Here is a 25,084-nt window from a genome sequence, read left to right as displayed (position 1 = left end):
CCGTCGTTAATGACCCGTCGCCTGTGGCGCGGACTGCGGCTTGAACCACCACGTCGAGATGATCCAGTCGTTCGCGCCATAGTACAGCGGCAACTTCGCCGGATAGGCCAGCGTGTTCTTGAACGCCACCCGGTGCGTCGCGCTGTACCACTGCGGCACCACATAGTAGCCGTGCATCAGCACCCGGTCGAGCGCATGCGTGGCGTCGAGCAGTTGCTGGAGCGTCTGCGCCCGCGTGAGCGCCTTGAGGATCGCGTCGACGGCCGGCGACTTCAGGCCCAGCAGATTGCCCGAGCCCGGCTCGTCGGCGGCCTTGCTGCCGAAGCGATCGACCTGCTCCGCGCCCGGCACCTGGACGTCGGGGAACTTGATGGTCGTCATGTCGAAGTCGAAGGCGTCGAGCCGCTTCTGGTAGAGCGCGAAATCGACCGAGCGATAGTTCACCTGGATGCCAAGGCGCCTGAGCGCCTGCGTGTACTGCGCCATGATCGGCGCCCACTGCGCCGAAGCGCTCGTGTCGTCGAGCACCTCGAACGTGAACGGCTCGCCCTTCGCGTTGCGCAGCGCGCCGTCGCGATAGGTCCAGCCGGCTTCGGCGAGCAGCGCACGCGCCTTGAGCAGATTTGCTCGCAGCGAGCCCGGCGGGGTCGTATCGGGCTGCGAGGGCGGCGGCCCGAACACGGCGGGATCGAGCGACTTGCGCCACGGCTCGAGCAAGGCAAGTTCGCCAGGCGATGGCAGCCCCTTTGCCTGCAGCTGCGTGTTCGCGAACCAACTGTCGATGCGACGGTACTGGCTATAGAACAGCATGCGGTTGAGCCACGGGAAGTCGAGCGCGAGATCGAGGGCGCGGCGCACGCGCACGTCCTGGAACACGGGCCTGCGCAGATTCATGACGAAGCCCTGCATGCCGGTGCCGTTGTGCTGCGGGAACTCGCGCTTGATGAGCTCGCCGCTGTCGAAGCGCTTGCCGACATCGCGCCGCACCCAGTTGCGCGCGACGTATTCGACGAGCGCGTCGTACTCGCCCGCCTTGAAGGCCTCGAGGCGTGCCACGTCATCCGAATAGAGCTTGTAGGTAACACGCTCGAAGTTGTTGGTGCCCACGCGCACCGGCAGGTCCTTGCCCCAGTAGTTGGGGTCGAGCTTGTAGGTGATCGTGCGACCGTTCGAGTAGCGGTCGATCACATACGGGCCGCTGCCGATCGGCTGCTCGAACGCGAGCTGATCGAAGGCGACGCGGCTGCCGTCCGGGCGCAAGCCCCACTTGTGCGAGAACACCGGCATGCCGCCCGCGATGAGCGGCAGCTCGCGGTTGTTACTGCGGAACTCGAAGCGGATCGTCGCGGGATCGACCACCACCGCGCGCGTGATCTCGCTGAAATACGCCTGCATGGAGGGCGCGGCCTGGCGGCTCTTGAGCGTGTCGAGCGAGAACTTCACGTCTTCGGCAGTCACCGGGTCGCCGTTCGAGAAGCGCGCCTTCGGGTTGATGTGGAAGGTCACCGAAAGCGCGTCGGGCGCGATGCGGATGTCGTCGGCGAGCAAACCATAGGCCGAGGCCACTTCGTCGAGGCTCCCCGTCGTGAGGCTCTCCAACAGCATGCCGAGCCCCGGGGCCGCGTTGCCGCGTAGCGTGAACGGGTTGAACTTGTCGAAGCTCGTGAGGCGGTCGGGATTGGCGAGGACGAGCGTGCCGCCCTTGGGCGCATCCGGATTCACGTAGTCGAAGTGCGCGAATCCTTGCGGATATTTGGGCTCGCCATACTGCGCAATGGCGTAGACCGCGTGCGCGCTCGGCATGGCCAGCAGCCCGAATCCGAGCGCAAGACACATCGCCGCCAGCCTTTTGGCAAGTGCGAACCGAACCGCAGGAACGGTTGCCCCAAGCGCGCCGAGCGCCGTCCTGCCTCGCGTTCCTGTCGTCATAGATCGGTAATTGTCCGGGCTGCCTTGTCAGTTGTGAGAGAATTCTACCCAAACCACGCGGCGCCGCCCCACAGGCGCTGGCGCATTGACCTGATTTAGGAGAATTCATGGGCTTCCTCGCTGGCAAACGTATCCTGTTGACCGGCCTGCTGTCGAACCGTTCGATCGCGTACGGCATCGCGCAGGCATGCAAGCGCGAAGGCGCGGAACTGGCGTTCACGTACGTCGGCGACCGCTTCAAGGACCGTATCACCGAGTTCGCACAGGAATTTGGCAGCAACCTGGTGTTCCCTTGCGATGTGGCCGACGACGCGCAAATCGAAGCGCTCTTCACGGACCTCAAGCAACACTGGGATACGCTCGACGGCCTCGTCCACTCGATCGGCTTCGCGCCGCGCGAGGCGATCGCGGGTGACTTCCTCGACGGCATGACGCGCGAGAACTTCCGCATTGCGCACGACATTTCGGCATACAGCTTCCCCGCGCTTGCCAAGGCCGCCAAGCCGATGCTCGCCCAGAACGCTTCGCTGCTGACGCTGACCTATCTCGGCGCAGAGCGCGCGATCCCGAACTACAACACCATGGGCGTCGCGAAAGCCGCACTCGAAGCGAGCGTGCGTTATCTCGCGGTGGCGCTCGGTGCGCAAGGCGTGCGCGTGAACGGCATCTCCGCCGGCCCGATCAAGACGCTCGCGGCAAGCGGTATCAAGGGCTTCGGCAAGATCCTCGACTTCGTCGCACAGAACGCCCCGCTGCAGCGTAACGTGACCATCGAGCAGGTCGGCAATTCCGCCGCGTTCCTGCTCTCCGATCTGGCAGCCGGCGTGACCGCCGAGATCATGCACGTCGACTCCGGCTTCAACGCGGTGGTTGGCGGCATGGCCGGCCTCGAGTAAGCCTCTCTTCGCGTTGCGCGCGCATCGTTGCGCGCGCAACGGCAAGAATGCAAAAGCCGCCCACTGGGCGGCTTTTCTTTTGGCGTGGCGTTCGATGTGCCATGCGCGCCGTGTCACGCGCACCACGCCGGCAACGAGCCTCGCGGCTTAGTGCCAGTGTCCCGGAGGACCGCCGTGGTCGCGGTCGTAGTGGTCGCGGTCGTAGTGGCCGCGGCCCGGGCCGTCATAGCCGCCGTGGTGGCGATACCAGTCGTCGCGCCCCCAGTAGCGGCGGCCATCCCAGTAACGGTCACCGTGCCAGCCGATGACGATGGCCGGCGGCGCGGCATAAACAGGAGCCGGCTGATAGACGACCGGCGGCGGAGGCGGCGCGTAGACCGGTTGCGGAGCGACATAAACCGGGGCCGGAATACCGATGTTGACACCAACGCTCACGCCAGCCATAGCAACGCTCGATGCGCCGATAGCCACGCCCCCGAGCAGCATTGCAACAACACGTGGGAACTTCATGGACTCACCTTTCGGGTTTGATGTTTTGTTCAAGCCAATATAACGCACGGCTTTCGCCCGCGTATTTCAAACTTGTAATAACTGATGCACGAACCTGGCCTGCGTTCGATGTCGTTACGTCTCGTTACACTGGGCGGCGGATGGCCAACAGCGCCGGGCAGAATAGCATCGCTTGCGCCGGTGTGCAGGAGACTTCGCACGACTCGCGAACCCCAGTCCATTTATCGGCGCCTCAATGCAAAACCTTTGCGCTCCGGTGCGCCACCGCAATTTGCCTGGCATTCCTGACGATTCTCGCAGTGCTTCTTCCCTGCCTTCGAGCGACGACTTATTGCCTCCTCACATCGAGTAATTTGCGACCCAAAAAACAAAAACCCCGCAAGCCGAGACTTGCGGGGTTTCCACCGCCATTACTGGCGGAGACGGAGGGATTCGAACCCTCGATCCAGGTTTTGGCCCAGATGCTCCCTTAGCAGGGGAGTGCCTTCGACCTCTCGGCCACGTCTCCCAAAAACTTCGTTCGCGCCAGGGAGGCAGCGCAACGAAGCCAAGATAATAGCGGGTTAGCGCCTTCCGGTCAATTCATACGACGCTTTTTTGCAAAGTTTTTTCTGCAAGCGCACAACGAACCTCGGGCGCGGCATCGTGCATCGGAATCGAGCGGAAAAACCGCGTCACATCCTCGTCACACAACACAAACGCGGCGCAATGGCCGCGCAAACACGGCACGGTTTACGCGTGCTCGAGGTCGAACGCCTTGTGCAGCGCGCGCACTGCCAGCTCCATGTACTTCTCGTCGATCAGTACCGAAATCTTGATTTCCGAGGTCGAGATCATCTGGATGTTGATGCCCTCTTCCGAAAGCGTGCGGAACATCTTGCTCGCCACGCCCACGTGCGAACGCATGCCCACGCCGACCACCGAAACCTTCGACACCTTCGCGTCGCCGAGCACCTGCTCCGCGCTCACGTGACCCTTCACCTGGTTGTTCAGCACGTCGATGGCGCGCTGATAGTCGCCGCGCGGCACCGTGAACGTGAAGTCGGTCTTGCCGGCCACGCTCTGGTTCTGGATGATCATGTCGACGTCGATGTTAGCGTCCGCCACCGGGCCGAGGATCTGATACGCGATACCGGGCTTGTCGGGCACGCCCATCACGATGATGCGGGCCTCGTCGCGCTGGAACGCGATACCCGAGATGACTGCTTTTTCCATGGTCTCGTCTTCTTCAAAAGTAATCAGGGTGCCCGAGGACATCTCCTCGTCGAGGTTCATCATCGGGTCGGTCAGGCTCGAGAGCACACGCGTCTTCACCTGATACTTGCCCGCGAATTCCACCGAGCGGATCTGCAGCACTTTCGAGCCGAGGCTGGCCATTTCCAGCATCTCTTCGAACGTAATGCGGTCGAGACGGCGTGCGTCGTCGACCACACGCGGGTCGGTCGTGTAGACGCCGTCGACGTCCGTATAGATCAGGCATTCGTCGGCCTTCAGCGCCGCTGCGACTGCAACTGCCGACGTGTCCGAGCCGCCGCGCCCGAGCGTGGTGATGTGGCCTTCCGGGTCGATGCCCTGGAAGCCCGTGATCACGACCACCTTGCCTTCGTCGAGATCGGCCAGCACGCGCTCGCCGTCGATGTCGTTGATGCGGGCCTTGGTGAACGAGCTGTCGGTTTTGACCGGCACTTGCCAGCCGGTGTAGCTGATGGCGTCGACGCCTGCTTCCTGCAGGGCGATCGACAAAAGACCGACGCTCACCTGCTCACCGGTCGACGCAATCATGTCGAGCTCGCGCGGGCTGGGCTGCGGCGAAATTTCTTTCGCGAGACCGAGCAGACGATTGGTTTCGCCGGACATCGCCGAAGGCACGACGACCATCTTGTGGCCGGCCTTGTGCCATTTGGCGACGCGCTTGGCGACGTTCTTGATGCGCTCGACCGAGCCCATCGAGGTGCCGCCGTATTTGTGTACGATGAGTGCCATTGTCGTTCTGAACTGGAGATGTTACCGCGCTGGCGCACTGAAGAACCGGGCCGCCCGGACGCCCTGGGGCCACGGCGGCGGCTTCAGCGCGTGCAGCACGCGCGGGGTTTTGCCTCAGGGGCGCGAAGGCCGGCGCATCGTGTCGACGCGCGCTGGTGCCTTGCACTCGCGCCCTGCCCGCATGCCGCTACGACGTCCCTGCAACCGTCGGATACCGCTCGAAGGAAAAATCGCGCCTTCACGAGACACGCCGCTTTTGACGGCGTCCGTGAACGCGAAAAAGCGGGCTGGACAAACGACTTACACTACCCGATTGACGCCAAAATTACAAGACAGAACACGCTCGCAGAGGCCGAAAAAGGCTTGTGTGGCAAGGATTTGCGGGGGAACGATCGCGATACCAGTCGGCGAATTGATCGATGACGGCGACGCGACTTCAGGCGATCAGCACATCCTTGCGCCATTCGATGCGTCGCCAGGCCGCGTCAGGCTCGCCGGGCGTCGCGCCGAACGCCGACCGGTTCACGCCGATACGGGGCACGAACAGCAGCGTCTCGCCCACATAGAGCAACGGCACGTCGCGCTCCCATGCCGGCACGCCGCGCGTCTGGAACAGGTTCTTGAGCGTGCGGCTCACGTGCGCGGCTTCGTCGCGCAAGCGCTCGCCGCCGCTGCGCTCGCGCGCGACGAGCGGCGCGCTCGCGAGCACGTGCTCGGGAACGGCGTCGGCATCGTCGGGAGCGGCGGGCGCGAAAACGTAGGTCCCGAGCCATGACGGCAGCCGCCAGACTTCCTCGCCGCGCCAGTTCAACGACACGGGCGCGCGTGCATGAGCGGCGCCCTCGCCTGCGCGTTCGTCGCGCGCCCGCATGGCTTCCCACGAAACGATGCCGCGATACGCGCGCAAGCGATGTCCGGCGTGATCGACGCGCAACGCATGACCATTCGGGTCATCGCGCGCAACCTCGCGCAACTGCCGCAACAGATCCGCAAGCCGCGCGGTCGATGCCGCCGGCAGGCCAAGCGAGCGCATCCAGTAACGCAGCACATTGAGGGCGCGTGTATCGTCGAGCGCGAGCAGCGCGGCATGTGAAAGCGCGCGGTCGCCCTCGCGCCCGACGTCGCGCAAATCGATGCGCGCGAGATCGTCGAGCAGACGCTGCGAAGCAGCTGCATGCGCCGCCGTGCGCGCGAACGCATCGCGATAGCCAGGAAAATGAGCCGAGAGCGCCGGCATCACGTCGTGACGCAAGGCGTTGCGCGCGTAGCGCGTGTCGTCGTTCGATTCGTCGTCGATCCAGTGCAGGCCGTGCGCGCGCGCATAGCGCTCCAGTTGCATGCGCAACAGCGCGAGCAGTGGCCGCATGCGCGCCACGCCATTCGCGCTCGCACGTGCCGGCGCCATCGCCGCGAGCCCCGCGAGCCCGGCGCCGCGCAGCAACTGCAGCAGCACCGTCTCCGCCTGATCGTCCGCATGCTGCGCGAGCCAGAGCGCCTGCACGCCGTGCGCCGCGCACATCGCGTCGAGCGCGCGGTAGCGCGCGTCGCGGGCAGCCGCCTCGACGCCGGCCGCGTCGTCGCGCGCCAACTCTACGCGCCTCGCGTCGAACGTCACGCCGTACGCGCGCGCGGTTACCTCGCAATGGGCAAGCCATGCGTCGGCGTTCGGGCTCAGGCCGTGATGCACATGCAGTGCGACGAGACGCTGTGCGCCCGCCGCCCGCACCGCGGCGTCCAGCAGCACGGACGAGTCGAGCCCGCCGCTATACGCGATCGCGATGCGTGCGTCGTCGGCAAGCGTGGAAAGCACAACGCCGAGCGCATCGAGAACGATGCGCCCGGCGTCGGATTCGGGATGGTCGGTCACAGCACGACCGCAGACGTCGAGGAACGTTGACGTCGCGCGCCTTAGGCGCCCGGCGTCGTTTCCTTGAACTTGCCGTAGGCCATCAGGCGCTCGAAACGGCGCTGCTTCAGATCGGCGATGCTCATACCCTGGAACTGGCGCAGCGAGTCGGCGAGCGCGCGGCGCAGCAGCGCGGCCATGCCCTTCGGGTCGCGATGCGCGCCGCCGAGCGGCTCGTTCACGATCTTGTCGATGAGGCCCAGCGCCTTGAGACGGTGCGCCGTGAGGCCCAGCGCTTCCGCAGCTTCCGGCGCCTTCGCGGCACTCTTCCAGAGAATCGACGCGCAGCCTTCCGGCGAAATCACCGAGTAGGTCGAGAATTGCAGCATCATGACGGTATCGGCCACGGCCACAGCGAGCGCGCCGCCCGAACCGCCTTCGCCGATGATCGTCGTGATGATCGGCGTCTTGAGTTCGGCCATCACATAGAGATTGCGGCCAATGGCTTCCGACTGGCCGCGCTCTTCCGCGCCGATGCCCGGGTACGCGCCCGGCGTGTCGACGAACGTGAAGATGGGCAGGCCGAATTTTTCGGCGAGACGCATCAGGCGTTCGGCCTTGCGATAGCCTTCCGGGCGCGGCATGCCGAAGTTGCGCGCGGCGCGCTCCTTCGTGTCACGGCCCTTCTGGTGGCCGATCACCATGCAGGCCTGGCCATTGAAGCGCGCGAGGCCGCCGACGACGGAAAGGTCGTCCGCGAACGAGCGGTCGCCATGGAGTTCGTGAAAATCGGTAAAAAGCTCGTGCACGTAATCGAGCGTGTACGGACGCTGCGGATGACGCGCGATCTGCGAAACCTGCCACGGGCTCAGGTTCGCATAGAGGTCCTTCGTGAGTTGCTGGCTCTTCTTCGACAGCCGCTCGATTTCTTCCGAAATATCGACGGCCGAATCGTCCTGAACGAAGCGCAGTTCTTCGATCTTCGCTTCCAGTTCAGCGATCGGCTGTTCGAAATCCAGAAACGTGGTCTTCATGTGTGGGAATCCTTCACTTTGCGGCAGCGCGTATTCTAACCGCGCCAGCCCGCGCCGAAATCGGCTCAGAACTATCGATTTCTTCGATCGATAGCATTTTTCTCAGACGCTGACGACAGCCCCGGGCCTCACGACGGCTCGAGGCTGCGCCACATATACCAGGTCGCGACGGTACGCCACGGCTCCCAGTTGGCCGCGACTTCGCGCGCTTCGCTGCGCGTGACCGGCTCGCCACTGAAATAGTTGACGCTGATCGCGCGGATCAGGCCCAGATCGTCGAGCGGCAGCACATTCGGGCGTGCGAGATTGAAGATCAGGAACATCTCGGCGGTCCAGCGGCCAATGCCGCGAATCGCCGTGAGCTCGGCGATCACGTCTTCGTCGTCCATCGACGTCCACTTGCCGACGTGCAGCGCACCCGAGACGAAATGCTGCGCGAGATCGAGGATGTATTCCGTCTTGCGTTTCGAGAGGCCACACGCGGCGAGCTTCTCGTGACCGAGTTTCAGGAACTGCTGCGGCATGAGCTTCGGGCATGCGGCTTCCACACGCTGCCACAGCGCCTGCGCCGCCGCCGTCGAAATCTGCTGGCCGACCACCGAGCGTGCGAGCGTGACGAACGGATCGTCGCGGCTCAACAAATGCACGGGACCGAACTTCGGGATCAGCTTCTTGAGAATGCGGTCGCGCTTGACGAGGTCCGCGCACGCCTTGTCCCAATAGTCGGGACGCTGCACTTCGAATTCGAGATCGCCCAGCGCGTTCGCCGCGGGCTCCACGGCTTCGAGTGCCGCCGGACCATTGGAGAGCGCAGCCTCGATTGCCGCGCCGTCGAGCACTTCGTGCGAGCCGGACGCGCCGTTGGTTTTCCCGCGCGCCGTCTTCGCAGCCGGCCTTGTCGCTGCCTTGCCGCCCGCTCCATTGAGCGCACGCTTTGCACCTGCGGGTGCGCCCGCAGTTCCGCCCGTTAGCGACGCAGACCGCCTGGTCTGCGTCTTCGTGGCCGTTGCCATCCTGCCTCCTGCCTCGCGAATCGATCAGTGGAAACTGGACAGCCCGCTTACACGCGGCGCCACTCGGTCAACCCGCCCGGTTTGTCTTCGAGCGCGACACCGGCTTCGAGCAGTTCGGCCCGAATCCGGTCCGCCTCCGCATATTGCTTCGCCTGCTTGGCCGCCGTGCGCGCCGCGATCTTCGCTTCGATCGCTGCCACGTCGAGCGCGCCTGCATCTTGTGCGCCCGCGGCCTGTTGCAGGAACACGCGCGGCTCGCGCACGAGCAGCCCGATCACACGTGCGAGACGCTGCAACTGACGCGCGAGCATGGCGTCGCGCGTACGGTTCACCTCGCTCGCGAGTTCGAACAGCACGGCGATCGCCACCGGCGTGTTGAAATCGTCGTTCATTGCCGCACGAAAACGTTGCGCGTACGGCTCGTTCCAGTCAAGCTCGCCCGCGTCCGGCGTCACGTCTTTCAACGCCGTGTAAAGACGGGTGAGCGCGTTGCGCGCGTCGTCGAGATGCGCGTCGCTGTGATTCAGCGGCGAGCGGTAATGCGCGCGCGCCATGAAGAAGCGCACCACTTCGGCATCGTACTTCGCCAGCACTTCGCGGATCGTGAAGAAGTTGCCGAGCGACTTCGACATCTTCTCGTTGTCGATATTCACGAAGCCGTTATGCATCCACGTATTGACGAACGTCTTGCCGGTCGCGCCTTCGCTCTGCGCAATCTCGTTCTCATGGTGCGGAAACTGCAGGTCCTGACCGCCGCCGTGAATGTCGAAGTGCTCGCCGAGCAACGTGCAGCCCATCGCCGAGCATTCGATATGCCAGCCCGGACGCCCGCGTCCATATTTCGAATCCCAGCTCGTGTCGGCCGGCTCTTGCGGTTTTGCCTGTTTCCAGAGCACGAAGTCAAGCGGATCCTGCTTGGCATCGTTCGTCGCCACACGTTCGCCCGCGCGCAGGTCTTCGATCGACTTGCCGGAGAGCGCGCCATAGTTCGCGAACTTGCGCACCGCGTAGTTCACGTCGCCGTCCGCGCCCTGGTACGCGTAGCCGTTGCGCTCGAGCTTGCCGATCATGTCGAGCATCTGCGGAATGTACTGCGTCGCGCGCGGCTCGTGATCGGGACGCTCGATGCCGAGCGCGTCCGCGTCTTCGTGCAGCGCTGCGATGAAACGGTCGGTGAGCTGCTTGATCGTCTCGCCGTTTTCTACCGCACGACGAATGATCTTGTCGTCGATATCGGTAATGTTGCGCACATAGGTCACGTTGTAGCCGAGCGCGCGCAGCCAGCGTTGCACGATATCGAACACCACCATCACACGCGCATGCCCGACATGACAATAGTCGTACACCGTCATCCCGCAGACGTACATACGCACGACGCCGGGCTCGAGTGGCACGAAATTTTGCTTGTCACGCGCGAGCGTGTTGTAGATGCGCAGTGATTCCATAAAGGCGATGGATACGTGGGTCGAAAGAATTCCGCGGCGGCGCCGACCGCAGCCAGCGGGTGATGCCCGCATTGCTCAGGCTGCTGTCTGTCGGCGACCGGACTGCAACCAGGTTGCTATCGGGGCGGAGACGACCACGAGTGGCGTTGGAAAGCCCGGCGACTCGCGCAGCGCGCCCGGAATACGAATGAAACGGGCGAGGGACAAAGCGCGCGACGAAACGCACAGACCTTTTGTTAGAATGGCTCGGAGTATAACACCGCGACCTCACCCTATGAAACCTTCCAGCGGCCGCGCGCCCCGTGCTGCGACCCTTGCCGCGTCGGCTCTCTCGAGCGTCGCGATCGTGCTGTGCAGTGTCAGCATCGCGCATGCCGCGCCTCCGGCGACCTCCGACGCCACGCCCGGCGCCGACGCCGCGATCAGCCAGCACGACTGGGCTGGCGCGCTCAGCCAGCTCGACGCGCGCATCAAGACGAACCCGCGCGACGTGCAGGCGAAGTTCAAGCGCGCGACCATTCTCGCGCGCCTGAACCGCGACGACGACGCGATCGAGGCGTTCACCGAACTCACGCAGCTCTACCCCGAATTGCCCGAGCCTTACAACAATCTCGCGGCGCTTTACGCGAAGCATGGCCGCTACGACGAGGCGCGCGTCGCGCTCGAAACCGCGGTGAAGGCGAACCCGTCGTACGGACTCGCGTGGGAAAATCTCGGCGACCTTTACCTGCGTCTGGCCGACGCGTCATACCGCCGCGCGCAAACGCTTGGCCATGCAAGCGGCACCACGCAGCAGCGCCAGGCCGACATCGCGAAGATCATCTCGCCGCCGCCAGTGCAAAAGAAGTCGGCCGCGGCAGCGGCAGAAAGCGCATCGGCAGCGAGCCCGTCGGCCATCGTGCCCGCGCTCAGCAACCCGGCGTACCAGTTCGGCGGCTCGACGGGATCGCTCGCGATGCCGCCTTTCGTGGCGCCGTCGAACTAACATCTGGCGCGCAGCGTGCGCGCCGCGACACGTTTTTCCCGCACTTCCGAGGATACTCATGAAATGGTTGATGTTGGCGCTCGGCAGCGCCGCCCTGATCGCGAACGCACCCGCCTTTGCACAAAACGGCCAGCCGGCCGCCGCGCATCCGCAAGTGCTCTTCAAGACCAGTGAAGGCGACATTCGCGTCGAGCTCTATCCGGAGAAGGCGCCGAAGACCGTCGACAATTTCCTGCAGTACGTGAAGGCTGGCCAGTACAACGGCACGATCTTTCATCGCGTCATTCGCGGCTTCATGATCCAGGGCGGCGGCTACACGCAAAGCTTCGTCGAGAAACCCACGCGCGCGCCGATCGCGCTCGAAAGCAGGAATGGCCTGAAGAACCTCACGGGCACGATCGCGATGGCGCGCACGAGCGACCCGAATTCGGCCACCGCCCAGTTCTTCATCAACACGGTGGATAACGCCGGCCTCGACTATCCGAACCCGGACGGCAACGGCTATGCCGTGTTCGGCAAGGTCACGCAAGGCATGGACGTCGTGAAGAAGATCGAAGCGGCGCCCACCACCTCGCGCGGCCCGATGTCCGATGTGCCGCAAAAGGAAATCGTGATCGAGTCGGCGACCGTCGTCGGCAAGTAAGCACGCCGGCAACACGCCAGTTAATCATCGACTAACCGGGCGGCAGCGCCGCCCTCACCCGTCGCACGTCGCGGCGCCGGCACACGCGTTGGGCAACACGCCCCGCCTCTTGCCGATGCAGCGACGTTCATTCCCCCCGCCACAGGCAAAGGATTCCATCATGGTCGAACTGCACACGAACCACGGCGTCATCAAGCTCGAACTGAACGCCGAGAAGGCCCCGAAGACGGTCGCCAACTTCCTCAACTATGTGAAGAGCGGCCACTATGACGGCACGGTGTTTCACCGCGTCATCGACGGGTTCATGATCCAGGGCGGCGGCTTCGACGCCGGCATGAAGCAAAAGCCGACCGAAGCGCCGATCGAAAACGAAGCGAACAACGGCCTGAAGAACGAGCGCGGCTCCATCGCCATGGCGCGCACCAACGACCCGCACTCGGCGTCGGCGCAGTTCTTCATCAACGTCGCCGACAACGACTTCCTGAACCACTCGTCGCCGACGCCGCAAGGCTGGGGCTACGCCGTATTCGGCAAGGTCGTGGAAGGCCTCGAAGTGGTCGACAAGATCAAGAAGGTCAAGACGGGCTCGAAGGGCTTCCATCAGGACGTGCCGGTCGACGACGTCGTGATCGAGAAGGCTGTCGTCGTCGAATAAGCTTCGTACCACTCTCACGCACACCCTTCATCGATGCTGCAGGAAAAGGCTTTACGACACGCTGCCGCGGGCGTGCCCGGCGAGGGCAAGCGCCCCCACGCGGCTCGTCCGTTTCTGTTCATTTCCGATGTGCATCTGAATGAAGGGATTCCGCGTACGGTCGCCGCGTTCGAGCGCTTCATCCGGGTCACGGCCGATCAGGCCGACTCGGTATTCATACTCGGCGACCTCTTCGAATACTGGATCGGTGACGACATGCTCACCGATCCGTTCCCCGCGCGCATGGCTGCGCTGATGCATACGCTCTCCGAGCGCGGCATCGCGCTCTACATCATGCACGGCAACCGCGACTTTCTGATGGGCAAGCGCTTCATGAAAGCCGCGGGCGCGATCTGGCTGCCCGACCCCATCGCGATCACCGCGTTCGGCACGCGCCTCGCACTCGCGCACGGCGACGCGATGTGCACCGACGATCACGGCTATCAGGTCTTCCGCAAGCTCGCGCGCAACCGGCTCGTGCAGCTGCTGTTTCTTGCCTGGCCGTTTCGCTGGCGGCGAGCGATCGCCGAGCGCGCGCGTCGCGCGAGCGAAAGCAAACGCAGCGGCCCGCGCCTGCCGAAGTACGACGTCACGGTCAAAGGCGTTGCGGCGCTCTTCAAGCGTGCGCGCGCGAACACCATCGTGCACGGCCACACGCACCGGCCGGCGCGCCACCAGGAGCCCGGCGGCACACGTTGGGTCTTGCCCGACTGGGATCTCGATCACGGCAAGCCGCGTGGCGGCTATCTGCGCGTGGATGCCGAAGGCTTCAGGGTCTTGCCGCTGGACTGAGGTGCGCCGCCTTTACTTTTAGCGCTTGCTCTTAGCGCCCTCCTGGCGCCACGTCTCAAACGCGCGCAGGCGCCTTCTCCTCTTCGCGGCTCGACGCTTCGGTTTGCGGGCCGACGCATTCGAGCCCCTCGGATAGACGCCGCAATTCGGCGAGCGCCGCATCGGCGCCATGGAGCGCCTCGAGTCGCGCGCCGAGACGCTCGAGCGCGACGACGATCGCATCGACGCGCTGCGTCTGCGTAGCCGCGTGGTCGATCAGGCCGTGAATCGCGAGCGAAACCGGGTCGTCGGCATTGGGCGTGATGCCATAGGCGCAAAAGCCCTCTCGCGCCGAGGCCGGTTTGGCCTGCACCGGCGCGGTCTTCGCGGGCGCGACGACGCGTGCGGGGTTGCCTACCGCCGTAGCCCCTTCCGGCACCGGCTTCACGACCACGGCGTTCGAGCCGATTTTCGCCCCGGCGCCCACCGTGAAGCCGCCGAGCACCTTTGCGCCCGCACCGACGATCACGCCCGGCCCCAGCGTCGGGTGGCGCTTCGCGCCGCGCGTGAGCGACGTGCCGCCGAGCGTCACGCCCTGGTAGATCGTGCAGTCGTCGCCGACCTCGGCCGTCTCGCCGATCACCACGCCCATGCCGTGATCGATGAACACGCGCCTGCCGACGGTCGCGCCCGGATGGATCTCGATGCCCGTCAGAAAACGCGCGATCTGCGAAATGTAGCGCGCGAGCCAGCGGCGCCTGGCGAGCCAGCACGCATGCGCGAAGCGATGCAGCACGAGCGCGTGCAGACCCGGATAACAGGTCAGGACCTCCCACGCGCTGCGGGCGGCGGGATCGCGCTCGCGGATCGTGGCAATGTCTTCGCGAAGTCTCTTGAACATGGCTGTCACGCTAAAAACGGATGAAACATGGGAATGGCGGCCGCGCGACGCCGCAGCGTGCGTGCAAGCGACGCAACGGCTATTGCAGCCGCGCGCATTTGCTTATGAATTTTTCGCCGGTTTTCAGCCGATTGTAGGCGCAAAGCCGATTCGAGGTCGGAAGCCCCCGTCGGCGGCAAGGTTTGCGCCGGCGCGCGCAGCCGCGCCGACACAGAGGATCAGCGGATCTCGCCCTTGCCGTCGCCTTTGCCCTTGAGCAGGAGGATGTGCTTGGCGATGCCACGCACGATATTGACCTCCTCGCGCTCGAGCCCCGAGCGGGCGAAGAGCCGCCGCAGCCGCGACATCAGCTTCTTCGGATTGGCGGGGTCGAGAAACTCGAGCGCGATGAGCGCGTTCTCGAGGTGCACGTACCGTACATGCGCTCGATGTCGTCGCTCGTCGCGAGCGGCGACCCGGCCGGAAGCGGGGCGGCGCCGCCCGCACCGCCAGCCGCCGGCAGCGCGGCGGCGGGTGCGCTCTCCCCGAGGTACGCGAGGCGCAGCTCGTAGGCGAGCACCTGAACCGCCTGGGCAAGATTGAGCGAGCTATAGGCGGGATTGGCCGGAATATGCGCAAGCGCGCTGCAGCGCTCGACGTCGTCGTTCGACAGGCCCGTGCGTTCGTTGCCGAACACGAGCGCGATGTCGCCGCCGTGCACCGCCTGGCGGCAGGCGTCCTGCACCGCCTCGCGCGGCGCTGCGGGCGGCGGCCCGTACTCGCGCGTGCGCGCTGTGAGCGCGAGCGACCATTGCACGCCCGCCAGCGCATCGGCAAGCGTCGGCACGATGTGGGCGGCCGCGAGCACGTCGTCGGCGCCGCTCGCCATGGCAATGGCTTCCGGGTCGCAGTGGACCTGCGGCACGCGCGGCGCCACCAGCACGAGGCGCGAGAATCCCATGGTCTTCAGCGCGCGCGCGGCCGCGCCGACGTTGCCGGGGTGGCTCGGCTCGACGAGCACGAAGCGGGTAGACGTGAAGCCGCCGCGCAGCGGCTCGTGGGCGTCGCCGCAAGCCGGCGCCGCAGCGTGGGGAGTTGCGTGGGAATCGGGTGAATCGGGGTGCGCCAAGATGGTTCTCTAACCGCGAAAAGGAGATTGAAATGTCTATGTTAGCGCGCCCGGCGCCGCGGCGATGTAGGCTCATGCGCTTCCTGCCGCGAACGTCATATCCATAGAAATCCCGATATCCCGCCCGAGAGAAGCCATGGAATCGCCGATACTCGGGTAAAATGGCGGTTTCGCGCGCGTCGGGCCAATCGTGCAGCCGTGTTGCTGGCCGCCAGGCGCCCGGCAAGTCGCTGGCCAACAGCGCCGCCGCGCCCCGCTCTTATCCAATTCGTCTCCGTTGACGGGACAGGTTCCGCAGGTCCATTCGAGGCCCGCGCCCTGTCCAATCGTTAGACGCTTTTATCTTTTGCACCACCGGCGCGCGTCCCGCCTTCGCGAGCGCCGGACAACAAGGATCCTGGCTCATGCATCCCATGCTCAACATCGCTGTCAAGGCCGCGCGCCGCGCCGGACAGATCATCAACCGTGCGTCGCTCGACCTCGACCTCGTGCAGGTCGCGAAGAAGCAGCACAACGATTTCGTCACGGAAGTCGACAAGGCGGCTGAAGCCGCCATCATCGAAACGCTCAAGACCGCCTACCCCGACCACGCCATCCTCGCCGAGGAATCGGGCCAGTCGGAGAACGAGTCCGAATACCAGTGGATCATCGATCCGCTCGACGGCACCACCAACTTCATCCACGGCTTCCAGTACTACTGCGTCTCGATCGCGCTCGCACACAAGGGCCTCGTCACGCAGGCCGTGGTCTATGACCCGACGCGCAACGATCTCTTCACCGCATCGCGCGGCCGCGGCGCGTTCCTGAACGACCGCCGCATCCGCGTGGGCCGCCGCGACCGTCTCGCCGACGGCCTGATCGGCACCGGCTTCCCGTTCCGCGAAAAGGACGGCCTCGACAGCTACTGCGAACTGTTCGCCGAAATGACCAACGCGTGCGCGGGCCTGCGCCGCCCGGGCGCGGCCGCGCTCGATCTGGCCAACGTCGCCGCCGGCCGCATGGACGGCTTCTTCGAGCAGGGCCTCAACCCGTGGGATGTCGCCGCAGGCGGCCTGCTCGTGACGGAAGCCGGCGGCCTGATCGGCAACTACACGGGCGACTCGGACTTCCTGCACATGGGCGAAGTCGTCGCGGGCAACCCGAAGATCTACGCGCAGATGGTGCCGATCCTCTCGAAGTACACGCGCGTGCCCAAGGCGGCGTAAGCGCCCGTGCGCGTCGCGGTGCACGCCTGGCTCCGCCGCGATGCGTGCAAAGCGCACGCCAGGTCACGCCTGACCCACGCATGCGCATCGAGCGGCTTCGGCCGCTTTTTTGTTTCGCCCGCCGCCCTGCTGCAAGAGGACCACGCACGCATCCGATGAAAAAAGGCTTCTACACGATCATCGCCGCGCAGTTCGTGTCGTCGCTCGCCGACAACGCGCTCCTCATCGCGGCGATTGCGCTGCTCACGGTGATTGCTTCGCCCGCCTGGGTGACGCCACTGCTGCAGATCTTTTTCACGATCTCGTACGTACTGCTCGCGCCTTTCGTGGGCGCGTTTGCCGACGCCCTGCAAAAGCGCCACGTCATGTTCGTCTCGAACGCGCTCAAGGCGTGCGGCTGTCTGCTGATGATCGCGGGCGTGCATCCGATGATCGCGTATGGCGTGGTCGGCTTCGGCGCGGCGGCTTACTCGCCTGCAAAGTACGGAATCCTGACGGAATTGCTGCCGGCCGAAAAGCTCATCGCCGCCAATGCGTGGCTCGAATCCGCCACGGTGCTTTCCACCATCGTCGGCACGATGATGGGCGGCGCACTCGTTTCCACTTACGCCGACCGTTTCGTCACGCGCCATCCGTGGCCGGCGATCCATTCGGCCGCCGACCTCGCGATGCTCGCCGTCATGGTCACGTATGTGATCGCCGCGATCATCAACATCGGCATTCCCGACACGGGCGCGCGATACGAGAACCGGCTCAGGGAACCGGCTCGTCTCATGGGCGATTTCAGGCATAGCTTCAACGTGCTCTAGACCGACAAGCTCGCGCAGATCGCACTATGGGTCACGACCCTGATGTGGGGCGCGGCGGTCACGCTGCAACTGCTCGTGCTCAAGTGGGCCGACGTGAATCTCGGACTCTCGCTCTCGAAAGCCGCCGTGATGCAGGGCGTGACGGGACTCGGCATCGCGCTCGGCGCGGGCGCGGCAGCCGCATGGGTGTCGCTGCGCGCCTCGTTGCGCGTGCTGCCCGTAGGCGTACTGTGCGGCGCGGTGGCGATCGGCATGGCGTTCTACAGCAAAGGCCTTTTCCCGGAGGCGTTGGCGTGCGCTTCGGCGCGTTCATCGTGCCCTTCTACCTGCTTTTCGCGTACCCGCTGATGGTGCTGCTCGGCGTGCTCGCCGGTTTCTTCATTGTGCCGATGAACGCCCTGCTCCAGCATCGCGGCGCGACGCTGCTTTCGGCGGGCCACTCGATCGCGGTGCAGAATTTCAACCAGAATCTCGCGGTGCTGCTCATGCTCGGCGCGTATGCGTTGCTGCTCACCGCGAAGGTTCCCGTGCAGTGGATCATCGTCGTGTTCGGCCTGTTCGTTTCCACGATGATCTGGCTCGCCATGCGGCACAGTGCGGCAAACGCGCGCACCGTGGACATGCAGGCGCTGGTCGACGAATGACGGGAGCCACTGTGACGGCGTTAGCCGAAAGGCTGGCTTTACATGCAATCGGCGCGCGTTAAACTCACGCCCTGAACCCCTAGCAAGACACCGAGGATGGCTACACACACCGCAGGCGCAGCCGACATCGCGCAACATACCCCCATGATGCAGCAGTATCTGCGCATCAAGGCCGACCATCCGGGCACGCTCGTGTTCTACCGCATGGGCGACTTCTACGAGCTCTTCTTCGAAGACGCCGAGAAGGCCGCGCGCCTGCTCGACCTCACGCTCACGCAGCGCGGGGCATCTGCGGGCAATCCGATCAAGATGGCGGGCGTGCCGCATCACGCGGTCGAGCAATATCTCGCGAAGCTCGTGAAGCTGGGCGAGTCGGTGGCGATCTGCGAACAGATCGGCGACCCCGCCACCTCCAAGGGTCCGGTCGAGCGCAAGGTCGTGCGCGTGGTGACGCCCGGCACGCTGACCGACGCCGCCCTCCTTTCCGACAAGAACGACGTCTACCTGATGGCCGTGTGCCCCGGCCACAACCGGCGCGGCGTGACCGTCAACGTGGGCCTCGCGTGGCTCAATCTCGCCAGCGGCGCCTTGCGTCTCGCGGAAGTCGCGCCGGAACAGGTCGCCACGGCGTTCGAGCGCATTCGGCCTGCCGAAATCCTCGTCGCGGAAATGCCGGCGGAAACCGCTGCCTGGGCGCCGCCCGCCGGTTCGGGCGCGCTCACACGCGTGCCGGCCTGGCACTTCGACGTCGGCTCGGGCAAGCAACGCCTGTGCGACCAGCTCGACGTGGCAAGCCTCGACGGCTTCGGCGCGCAAACGCTCACGAGCGCATGCGGCGCGGCGGGCGCGCTGCTGCTCTACGCGGCGGCCACACAAGGCCAGCAACTGCGCCACGTGCGCAGCCTGAAGGTCGAAGCCGAATCGGAATACATCGGACTCGATCCGGCCACGCGCCGCAACCTCGAACTCACGGAAACGCTGCGCGGCACCGAATCGCCCACGCTCTGCTCGCTGCTCGACACGTGCAGCACGGCCATGGGCAGCCGCTTGCTGCGTCACTGGCTGCATCACCCGCCGCGCGAAGCCGCGATTGCGCAAATGCGCCAGCAGGCCATCGGCGCCTTGCTCGAGGCGCCGCCGCACGCGAGCGTCGATACCTTGCGCAGCGTCTTGCGCCAGATCGCCGACGTCGAGCGCATTACCGGGCGCCTTGCGCTGCTTTCCGCGCGCCCGCGCGATCTGTCCAGCCTGCGCGACACCTTTGCCGCACTGCCCGCGCTGCGCGAACAGGTCGCAGCCGCAAGCGGCGCGGCCACGTCGCTCGCGCATATTGCCGAGGCGCTCGAACCGCCCGCCGAGTGCGCGGCGCTCCTGCAGCGCGCGGTCGCGCCGGAACCGGCGGCGATGGTGCGCGACGGCGGCGTGATCGCACGCGGCTACGATGCGGATCTCGACGAACTGCGCGACATCTCCGAGAACTGCGGTCAGTTCCTGCTCGACCTCGAAACGCGCGAGCGTACGCGCACCGGCATCGGCAATCTGCGCGTCGAGTACAACAAGGTGCACGGCTTCTATATCGAAGTCACACGCGGCCAGACCGACAAGGTTCCCGACGACTATCGCCGTCGCCAGACGCTCAAGAACGCAGAGCGCTATATCACGCCGGAACTGAAGACGTTCGAAGACAAGGCGCTGTCGGCGCAGGAACGCGCGCTTTCGCGCGAAAAGGCGCTCTACGACGCGCTGCTGCAGTCGCTGCTGCCATTCATTCCCGATTGCCAGCGGGTGGCTGCCGCACTCGCGGAACTCGACCTGCTTGCTGCATTCGCGGAACGCGCCCGCGCGCTGGACTGGAATGCGCCCACGTTTGCGCAGGCGCCCGGCATCGAGATCGAGCAAGGCCGCCATCCCGTGGTCGAAGCGCAGGTCGAGCAGTTCATCGCCAACGACTGCCTGCTTTCGGCCGAGCGCAAGCTGCTGCTCATCACCGGCCCGAACATGGGCGGTAAATCGACTTTCATGCGACAGACCGCGCTCATCGCCCTGCTCGCTTACGTGGGCAGCTACGTGCCGGCAAAGCGCGCGAGCTTCGGGCCGATCGACCGCATCTTCACGCGCATCGGCGCCGCCGACGACCTCGCGGGCGGCCGCTCGACCTTCATGGTCGAGATGACCGAAGCCGCGGCCATTCTCAACGACGCCACGCCGCAAAGCCTCGTGCTCATGGACGAGATCGGGCGCGGCACATCGACGTTCGACGGCCTCGCGCTCGCGTGGGCCATCGCGCGGCATCTGCTCGCGCACAACGGTTGCCACACGCTCTTCGCCACGCACTACTTCGAGCTCACGCAACTGCCGGCCGAATTTGCGCAGGCGGCGAACGTGCATCTTTCGGCAGTCGAGCATGGCCACGGCATCGTGTTCCTGCACGCGGTGCAGGAAGGCCCGGCGAACCAGAGCTACGGCCTGCAGGTCGCACAGCTCGCGGGGGTGCCTGCCGCCGTGATCCGAGCTGCGCGCAAACATCTCGTGCATCTCGAGCAGCAATCGGCGGGGCAGCCCACGCCGCAACTCGACCTGTTCGCCGCCTCCGCCGCCGAATACGACGACGAGGCGCCCTTCGTGGAGGATCGCGCCGTGCCGGTCGAAGAGGATCGTGGCGCGTCGCTCGTCGCTCAGCGGCTGCGCGAACTCGATCCGAACGAACTGCGCCCGCGTGACGCGCTCGACCTGTTGTACGAACTGCATGAGCTGGCCACAGCGCCGGACGCCAAGCGCTAAGCGTCGCCTCGCGACGCTGCCGCGGCCGCCGCAACCGGCGGGCCGCGGCAGTCGCCGCTCGCGCTATCTGAAAATCATGCGCCGTGCGTCGTGCACGTTGATGCTGGCTGCGTCACTGGGTTCGCCGCTCGCGGCGTTCGCGCAAGCACCGCGCTATGCCTTCGCGGTCGTGGCGAACGCGCTCACCTCGCAGTCCGAGGAAGCGTCGGCGCAGCGGCTCATCGACGCCATCGGACGCGATCCGCAAATCGCGTTCACGGTCTACGACGGCAATCTCAAAGGCGCACGCGAAACCTGTGCTGACCATCTTTACGAGCAGCGTCACGACCTGCTCGATGCGTCACGTGCGCCGCTCGTGTTCGTACCCGGCGAACGCGACTGGGTCACCTGCGGCATGAACGGCTCGGGCGCCTACGATCCCGCTGAGCGGCTCGACTTCCTGCGCCAGAACTTCTTCTCCGATCCCAACGCGCTCGGCCAAACTCCCTTGACGCTCACGCGCGAGAGCGAAGTCTCGCGCTTCCGGCCGTACCGGGAAAACGTGCGCTGGCAGCTCGGCGACACCGTGTTCATCGGGTTGAACGTGCCGGACGGCAACAATCACTATCTCAATGCGGGTGGACGCAACGGCGAGTTCGAAGATCGCGTGATCGCCAACGGCTTCTGGCTCGAACATGCAGCCGAGTATGCGAAGCGCCGCAACGCGCGCGCGATCGTCATCTTCATGCAAGGCAACGCGATGCCCGAGCATTACGAGCGTCCCGACCGCTTCGCGTGGCTGCGCTTTCACCGCGCACCGCGCGACGGCTATCTCGAGCTGCGCCGCAGCCTCGTGAAGCTCGCCGAGATTTTCCGCGGCCAGATCATCGTCGTGAATACCGACGACTCGAAGCTCGCACATGGCTTCACGATCGATCAGCCGCTGCGCAACGACAAGGGCGCAAAGATAGAAAACGTCACGCGCATCGCGTTCTCACTGCGCGATCCGCTCACGCAATGGCTGCAGGTGGACGCCGACATGGCGCGCCGCACGCCGCTGCGGGTGAGCGTGCACGATGTGCCGAAGCATCTACCGCTGTTGCCCGTGCAGCCGTCGCCGTTCACGCCAGGCGCGGGTTCGTCGCCCGCGATGCCGGAAATGCCTGAAGTGTCGTCAATGCCGGATGTGACCGAGATTCCCGGCATGCCGCAGTCGCCTGACGTCGCGCCCGCCACGCCTGGCGCATCGGGAACTGCCGTGCCTCCCGCCTTGCCGCCGTCCGGCAACGGCGTGCTCGTGCCGGCGTGGCCCACGCAGGGTGGCCAGAATGGCTTAAACGGTCGGAATGATGCGAATGGCCAGAACGGCCTGGGTGGTGCAAACAGCGGTGAAAACAGCAGCGGCAATGGCCTGCCGCCAGTCCAGCTGCAGCCGCCCGGCGCACCGGCGTCAGGCGGCTTCGCGCATTGAGCGGCGCTTAGTGCAGGGTGGGTTTCGAGGCGCCTTCGTCGCCGTCGTCTTCTTCGTCTTCGTCGATGATTTCGAGGCCGTCCGCGCCATGCGCGTGCTCATGCTCGATTTCGTCTTCGGTGGCGGTGCGCACTTCCTTGACCGTCAGCGCGAAACGCAGCGCCATGCCCGCTAGCGGATGGTTGCCGTCGAGCACGACCTTGTCTTCGGCAACATCCGTGACCGTATAGATGAGCGTGTCGAGATCTTCGTCGCCTTCTTCGGGCGTACCTTCGAACTGCATGCCGACTTCGAGTGGCTCGGGGAAGCGGTTGCGCGGCTCGATCTTCACGAGCTCGGGATCGTATTCCCCGAAAGCGTCCTGCGGATCAAGCTGGATCTGGGTCTCGAAGCCCGGCTCCTGCCCGTCCAGCACTTCCTCGATCTTGGGGAACGTGCCATCATAGCCGCCGTGCAGATAGACCATCGGCTCGTCGCTTTCCTCGATCAGATTGCCCTGCGCATCCGATAGCTTGTAAGCGACCGACACGACGGTGTCCTTTGCAATTTTCATTCGATCCTCCAGATTACAGACCACATTATACGATGCCGAAGCGGTCCCCAGACCACCCGGTGGACGCGCGCAAGCGGCGCGCCTCCCTCCCCCCGGCATGCCCCGCGCCCGATGTTGCCACGCCGCTTCTGGGCGGCCTGACACCGGCGCAGTTCATGCGCAAATACTGGCAGAAAAAGCCACTGTTGATCCGCCAGGCGATTCCCGACATCGAAGCGCCGCTCTCGCGCGAAGCCCTCTTCGCGCTGGCAGACAACGACGATGTCGAATCGCGTCTCATCACACATTTTCGTCGCCGCTGGGCGCTCGAACACGGCCCGTTCTCGCCGGACGAACTGCCTTCGCCGAAGACCCGCCAGTGGACGCTCCTCGTGCAGGGCGCCGACCTGCACGACGACCGCGCGCGTGCCCTCCTCGAGCGCTTTCGCTTCGCGCCCGACGCGCGGCTCGACGACCTCATGATCTCGTACGCATCGGACGGCGGCGGTGTCGGCCCGCACTTCGATTCGTATGACGTCTTCCTGCTGCAGGTGCACGGCAAGCGCCGCTGGCGCATTGGCGCACAGCGCGACCTCTCGCTGCAGGAAGGCCTGCCGCTGAAGATTCTCGCGAACTTCCAGCCTGAAGAGGAGTGGGTGCTGGAGCCGGGCGACATGCTCTACCTGCCGCCGCACATCGCGCACGACGGCATCGCTGAAGGCGAATGCATGACCTGCTCGATCGGCTTTCGTTCTCCTTCCACGAACGAATTGACGAGCCAGTTTCTTTACTGGCTTGCCGAGCGCGGCGCCGATAACGGCAACGGCAAGGACACACTGTACCGCGACCCCGACCAGCCGGCCGTGGCGCGCCCGGCGCAGCTTCCTGCGGCACTCGTAGAGCGGGTTGGCGGCGTGCTTGCTAAAGTGCGCTGGAGCGACGCCGACGTCTCCTCGTTCGTGGGCTCGTGGCTGTCGGAACCGAAAGCCAATGTGGTATTCGACACCCCCGAAAAACCGCTCGACGAAGCCCGTTTCGTTGCGCAAGCGGCAAAAAACGGGATAACACTCGACCGCAGGACAATCCTGCTTTACGATTCGCGGTCGTATTACCTGAATGGGGAACAGTACTTGCTCAAAGAGGTGAGAAAGTGGCTGCCGGCACTGGCCGACAGGCGCTCTATGGACGGGAAACGCTTTGTAACACTCTCACACGATTCGTGTGTGACAGCGTTGCTACACGAGTGGTATCGTGCGGGCTGGATTCGGACCGGGGTGCTTGCCTAAGCGCTTCGGACTGTTATACCGTACTAAAATAGTGCTTGTATGAGAAAGACAACGTATTGTCCCCGGATTTGTCGACGGTCGATACGAAAGTGCCTATAATTTCCGGCCAGGCCGTAGGGAAGATTCACGCTCTTGCAGTGCGTCTCCACCAGCGGCTCAGGTCGGTGTTGGGGCACATTTACCGGTATTATTTTGCGCTGTTGCTTACCTTTAACCATAAAAGGACGTGATCATGAAGAAATCCCTCCTCGTAGCATCCCTGCTGGCAGCTGTTGCACTCGCTGCGTGCAACAAGAGCAGCGACCAAGCTGCTGCGCCGGCTAGCGATGCTGCTGCTGCTTCGGCACCGGCTGCTGCTGCTTCGGATTCGGCAGCTGCTGCTTCGGGCGCTGCTGCTGCTGCGAGCGACGCTGCTGCTTCGGCTACCGCCGCTGCTTCGGACGCTGGCGCTGCTGCTTCGGACGCAGGCGCTTCGGCTCCGGCTGCTGCTTCGGGCGCAAGCCAGTAAGTTGCGTTCGCGCGACGCTCACCCGGGACCTCGGTCCCAGTGGGCACCGCAGCGAATCGCCGTACGGTCTGCTGCTTGCGTCAAACGCGCTTCAGACATACGGCGGGCAAG

At 65.0% G+C, this 25,084-nt stretch carries 19 protein-coding genes, 1 tRNA gene and 2 pseudogenes; 11 read left to right on the top strand and 11 right to left on the bottom strand.

Features of this window, described 5'->3' with window-relative positions; genetic code table 11:
- Window positions 1-6: 6 nt before the first annotated feature.
- Complete coding sequence (locus tag AB4Y43_RS17690) at window positions 7-1,836, bottom strand: extracellular solute-binding protein (RefSeq protein WP_176732900.1); 1,830 nt, start codon at window positions 1,834-1,836, stop codon at window positions 7-9.
- A 200-nt stretch (window positions 1,837-2,036) separates the two neighbouring features.
- Here AB4Y43_RS17690 and fabI point away from each other — a divergent pair, with 200 nt between their 5' ends.
- Window positions 2,037-2,825, top strand: coding sequence for an enoyl-ACP reductase FabI (fabI, locus tag AB4Y43_RS17685; RefSeq protein WP_069265581.1), 789 nt, complete (start codon window positions 2,037-2,039; stop codon window positions 2,823-2,825).
- Between the two features lie 147 nt (window positions 2,826-2,972).
- Here fabI and AB4Y43_RS17680 read toward each other — a convergent pair whose 3' ends face one another.
- The 7 genes from AB4Y43_RS17680 to cysS form a co-directional block, all read right to left on the bottom strand.
- The gene (locus tag AB4Y43_RS17680; RefSeq protein WP_069265580.1) at window positions 2,973-3,335 is read right to left on the bottom strand and encodes a hypothetical protein; all 363 of its coding nucleotides are present in this window, start codon (window positions 3,333-3,335) and stop codon (window positions 2,973-2,975) included.
- A 414-nt stretch (window positions 3,336-3,749) separates the two neighbouring features.
- Window positions 3,750-3,843, bottom strand: a tRNA-Ser gene (locus AB4Y43_RS17675).
- 224 nt (window positions 3,844-4,067) lie between these two features.
- On the bottom strand, window positions 4,068-5,318 hold the full coding sequence (locus AB4Y43_RS17670) for an aspartate kinase (protein ID WP_069265579.1): 1,251 nt from the start codon (window positions 5,316-5,318) through the stop codon (window positions 4,068-4,070).
- A 436-nt stretch (window positions 5,319-5,754) separates the two neighbouring features.
- Entirely contained in the window at window positions 5,755-7,185 is a 1,431-nt protein-coding gene (gene tilS, locus AB4Y43_RS17665; protein WP_368728415.1) for a tRNA lysidine(34) synthetase TilS, read from the bottom strand.
- 41 nt (window positions 7,186-7,226) lie between these two features.
- Entirely contained in the window at window positions 7,227-8,198 is a 972-nt protein-coding gene (locus AB4Y43_RS17660; protein ID WP_028204107.1) for an acetyl-CoA carboxylase carboxyltransferase subunit alpha, read from the bottom strand.
- A 128-nt stretch (window positions 8,199-8,326) separates the two neighbouring features.
- On the bottom strand, window positions 8,327-9,211 hold the full coding sequence (locus AB4Y43_RS17655) for a DNA-3-methyladenine glycosylase (RefSeq protein ID WP_069265577.1): 885 nt from the start codon (window positions 9,209-9,211) through the stop codon (window positions 8,327-8,329).
- A gap of 47 nt (window positions 9,212-9,258) precedes the next feature.
- Complete coding sequence (gene cysS, locus AB4Y43_RS17650; RefSeq protein WP_069265576.1) at window positions 9,259-10,656, bottom strand: cysteine--tRNA ligase; 1,398 nt, start codon at window positions 10,654-10,656, stop codon at window positions 9,259-9,261.
- Window positions 10,657-10,930: 274 nt separating this feature from the next.
- Here cysS and AB4Y43_RS17645 point away from each other — a divergent pair, with 274 nt between their 5' ends.
- The 4 genes from AB4Y43_RS17645 to AB4Y43_RS17630 all read left to right on the top strand — a co-directional run bounded on the left by AB4Y43_RS17645 (window position 10,931) and on the right by AB4Y43_RS17630 (window position 13,770).
- On the top strand, window positions 10,931-11,641 hold the full coding sequence (locus AB4Y43_RS17645; protein WP_368728414.1) for a tetratricopeptide repeat protein: 711 nt from the start codon (window positions 10,931-10,933) through the stop codon (window positions 11,639-11,641).
- A gap of 58 nt (window positions 11,642-11,699) precedes the next feature.
- Complete coding sequence (locus AB4Y43_RS17640; protein ID WP_069265574.1) at window positions 11,700-12,284, top strand: peptidylprolyl isomerase; 585 nt, start codon at window positions 11,700-11,702, stop codon at window positions 12,282-12,284.
- Window positions 12,285-12,444: 160 nt separating this feature from the next.
- Window positions 12,445-12,939 carry a peptidylprolyl isomerase gene (locus AB4Y43_RS17635; RefSeq protein ID WP_069265573.1) on the top strand — a complete coding sequence of 165 codons (495 nt, stop codon included), beginning with the start codon at window positions 12,445-12,447 and terminating at the stop codon, window positions 12,937-12,939.
- A gap of 33 nt (window positions 12,940-12,972) precedes the next feature.
- A complete protein-coding gene (locus AB4Y43_RS17630; protein WP_069265572.1) occupies window positions 12,973-13,770 on the top strand; it encodes a UDP-2,3-diacylglucosamine diphosphatase in 798 nt (265 codons plus the stop codon).
- A 55-nt stretch (window positions 13,771-13,825) separates the two neighbouring features.
- Here AB4Y43_RS17630 and cysE read toward each other — a convergent pair whose 3' ends face one another.
- Both cysE and AB4Y43_RS17620 read right to left on the bottom strand, forming a co-directional pair.
- Complete coding sequence (cysE, locus tag AB4Y43_RS17625; RefSeq protein WP_069265571.1) at window positions 13,826-14,650, bottom strand: serine O-acetyltransferase; 825 nt, start codon at window positions 14,648-14,650, stop codon at window positions 13,826-13,828.
- A 218-nt stretch (window positions 14,651-14,868) separates the two neighbouring features.
- A pseudogene (locus tag AB4Y43_RS17620) lies at window positions 14,869-15,680 on the bottom strand (RNA methyltransferase).
- Window positions 15,681-16,162: 482 nt separating this feature from the next.
- Here AB4Y43_RS17620 and AB4Y43_RS17615 point away from each other — a divergent pair.
- The 4 genes and pseudogenes from AB4Y43_RS17615 to AB4Y43_RS17600 all read left to right on the top strand — a co-directional run bounded on the left by AB4Y43_RS17615 (window position 16,163) and on the right by AB4Y43_RS17600 (window position 22,647).
- Window positions 16,163-16,963 carry an inositol monophosphatase family protein gene (locus AB4Y43_RS17615; protein ID WP_266227414.1) on the top strand — a complete coding sequence of 267 codons (801 nt, stop codon included), beginning with the start codon at window positions 16,163-16,165 and terminating at the stop codon, window positions 16,961-16,963.
- 155 nt (window positions 16,964-17,118) lie between these two features.
- Window positions 17,119-18,416 (top strand): annotated as a pseudogene (lplT, locus tag AB4Y43_RS17610) (lysophospholipid transporter LplT).
- Between the two features lie 96 nt (window positions 18,417-18,512).
- Window positions 18,513-21,197, top strand: coding sequence for a DNA mismatch repair protein MutS (mutS, locus tag AB4Y43_RS17605; RefSeq protein WP_368728413.1), 2,685 nt, complete (start codon window positions 18,513-18,515; stop codon window positions 21,195-21,197).
- The gene (locus AB4Y43_RS17600) at window positions 21,163-22,647 is read left to right on the top strand and encodes a hypothetical protein (protein WP_368682977.1); all 1,485 of its coding nucleotides are present in this window, start codon (window positions 21,163-21,165) and stop codon (window positions 22,645-22,647) included. Before mutS ends, AB4Y43_RS17600 begins: the two co-directional genes overlap by 35 nt.
- Before the next feature lie 7 nt (window positions 22,648-22,654).
- On the opposite strand, the gene AB4Y43_RS17595 is transcribed toward AB4Y43_RS17600, so the two are convergent.
- Entirely contained in the window at window positions 22,655-23,200 is a 546-nt protein-coding gene (locus AB4Y43_RS17595) for a peptidylprolyl isomerase (protein WP_069265565.1), read from the bottom strand.
- Between the two features lie 32 nt (window positions 23,201-23,232).
- Between AB4Y43_RS17595 and AB4Y43_RS17590 the strand changes: the two genes are divergently transcribed.
- Together AB4Y43_RS17590 and AB4Y43_RS17585 are read left to right on the top strand one after the other, a co-directional pair.
- On the top strand, window positions 23,233-24,465 hold the full coding sequence (locus tag AB4Y43_RS17590) for a cupin domain-containing protein (protein ID WP_368728412.1): 1,233 nt from the start codon (window positions 23,233-23,235) through the stop codon (window positions 24,463-24,465).
- A gap of 232 nt (window positions 24,466-24,697) precedes the next feature.
- Window positions 24,698-24,973 carry a hypothetical protein gene (locus AB4Y43_RS17585; RefSeq protein ID WP_081771656.1) on the top strand — a complete coding sequence of 92 codons (276 nt, stop codon included), beginning with the start codon at window positions 24,698-24,700 and terminating at the stop codon, window positions 24,971-24,973.
- Window positions 24,974-25,084: the final 111 nt, after the last annotated feature.

The sequence above is a fragment of the Paraburkholderia sp. BR10872 genome, assembly GCF_040965835.1.
Taxonomy (GTDB): Bacteria; Pseudomonadota; Gammaproteobacteria; order Burkholderiales; family Burkholderiaceae; genus Paraburkholderia; species Paraburkholderia nodosa_A.
The sequence above is the reverse complement of the archived record's forward strand: the minus strand, read 5'-3'. Positions and strand labels throughout refer to the sequence as shown.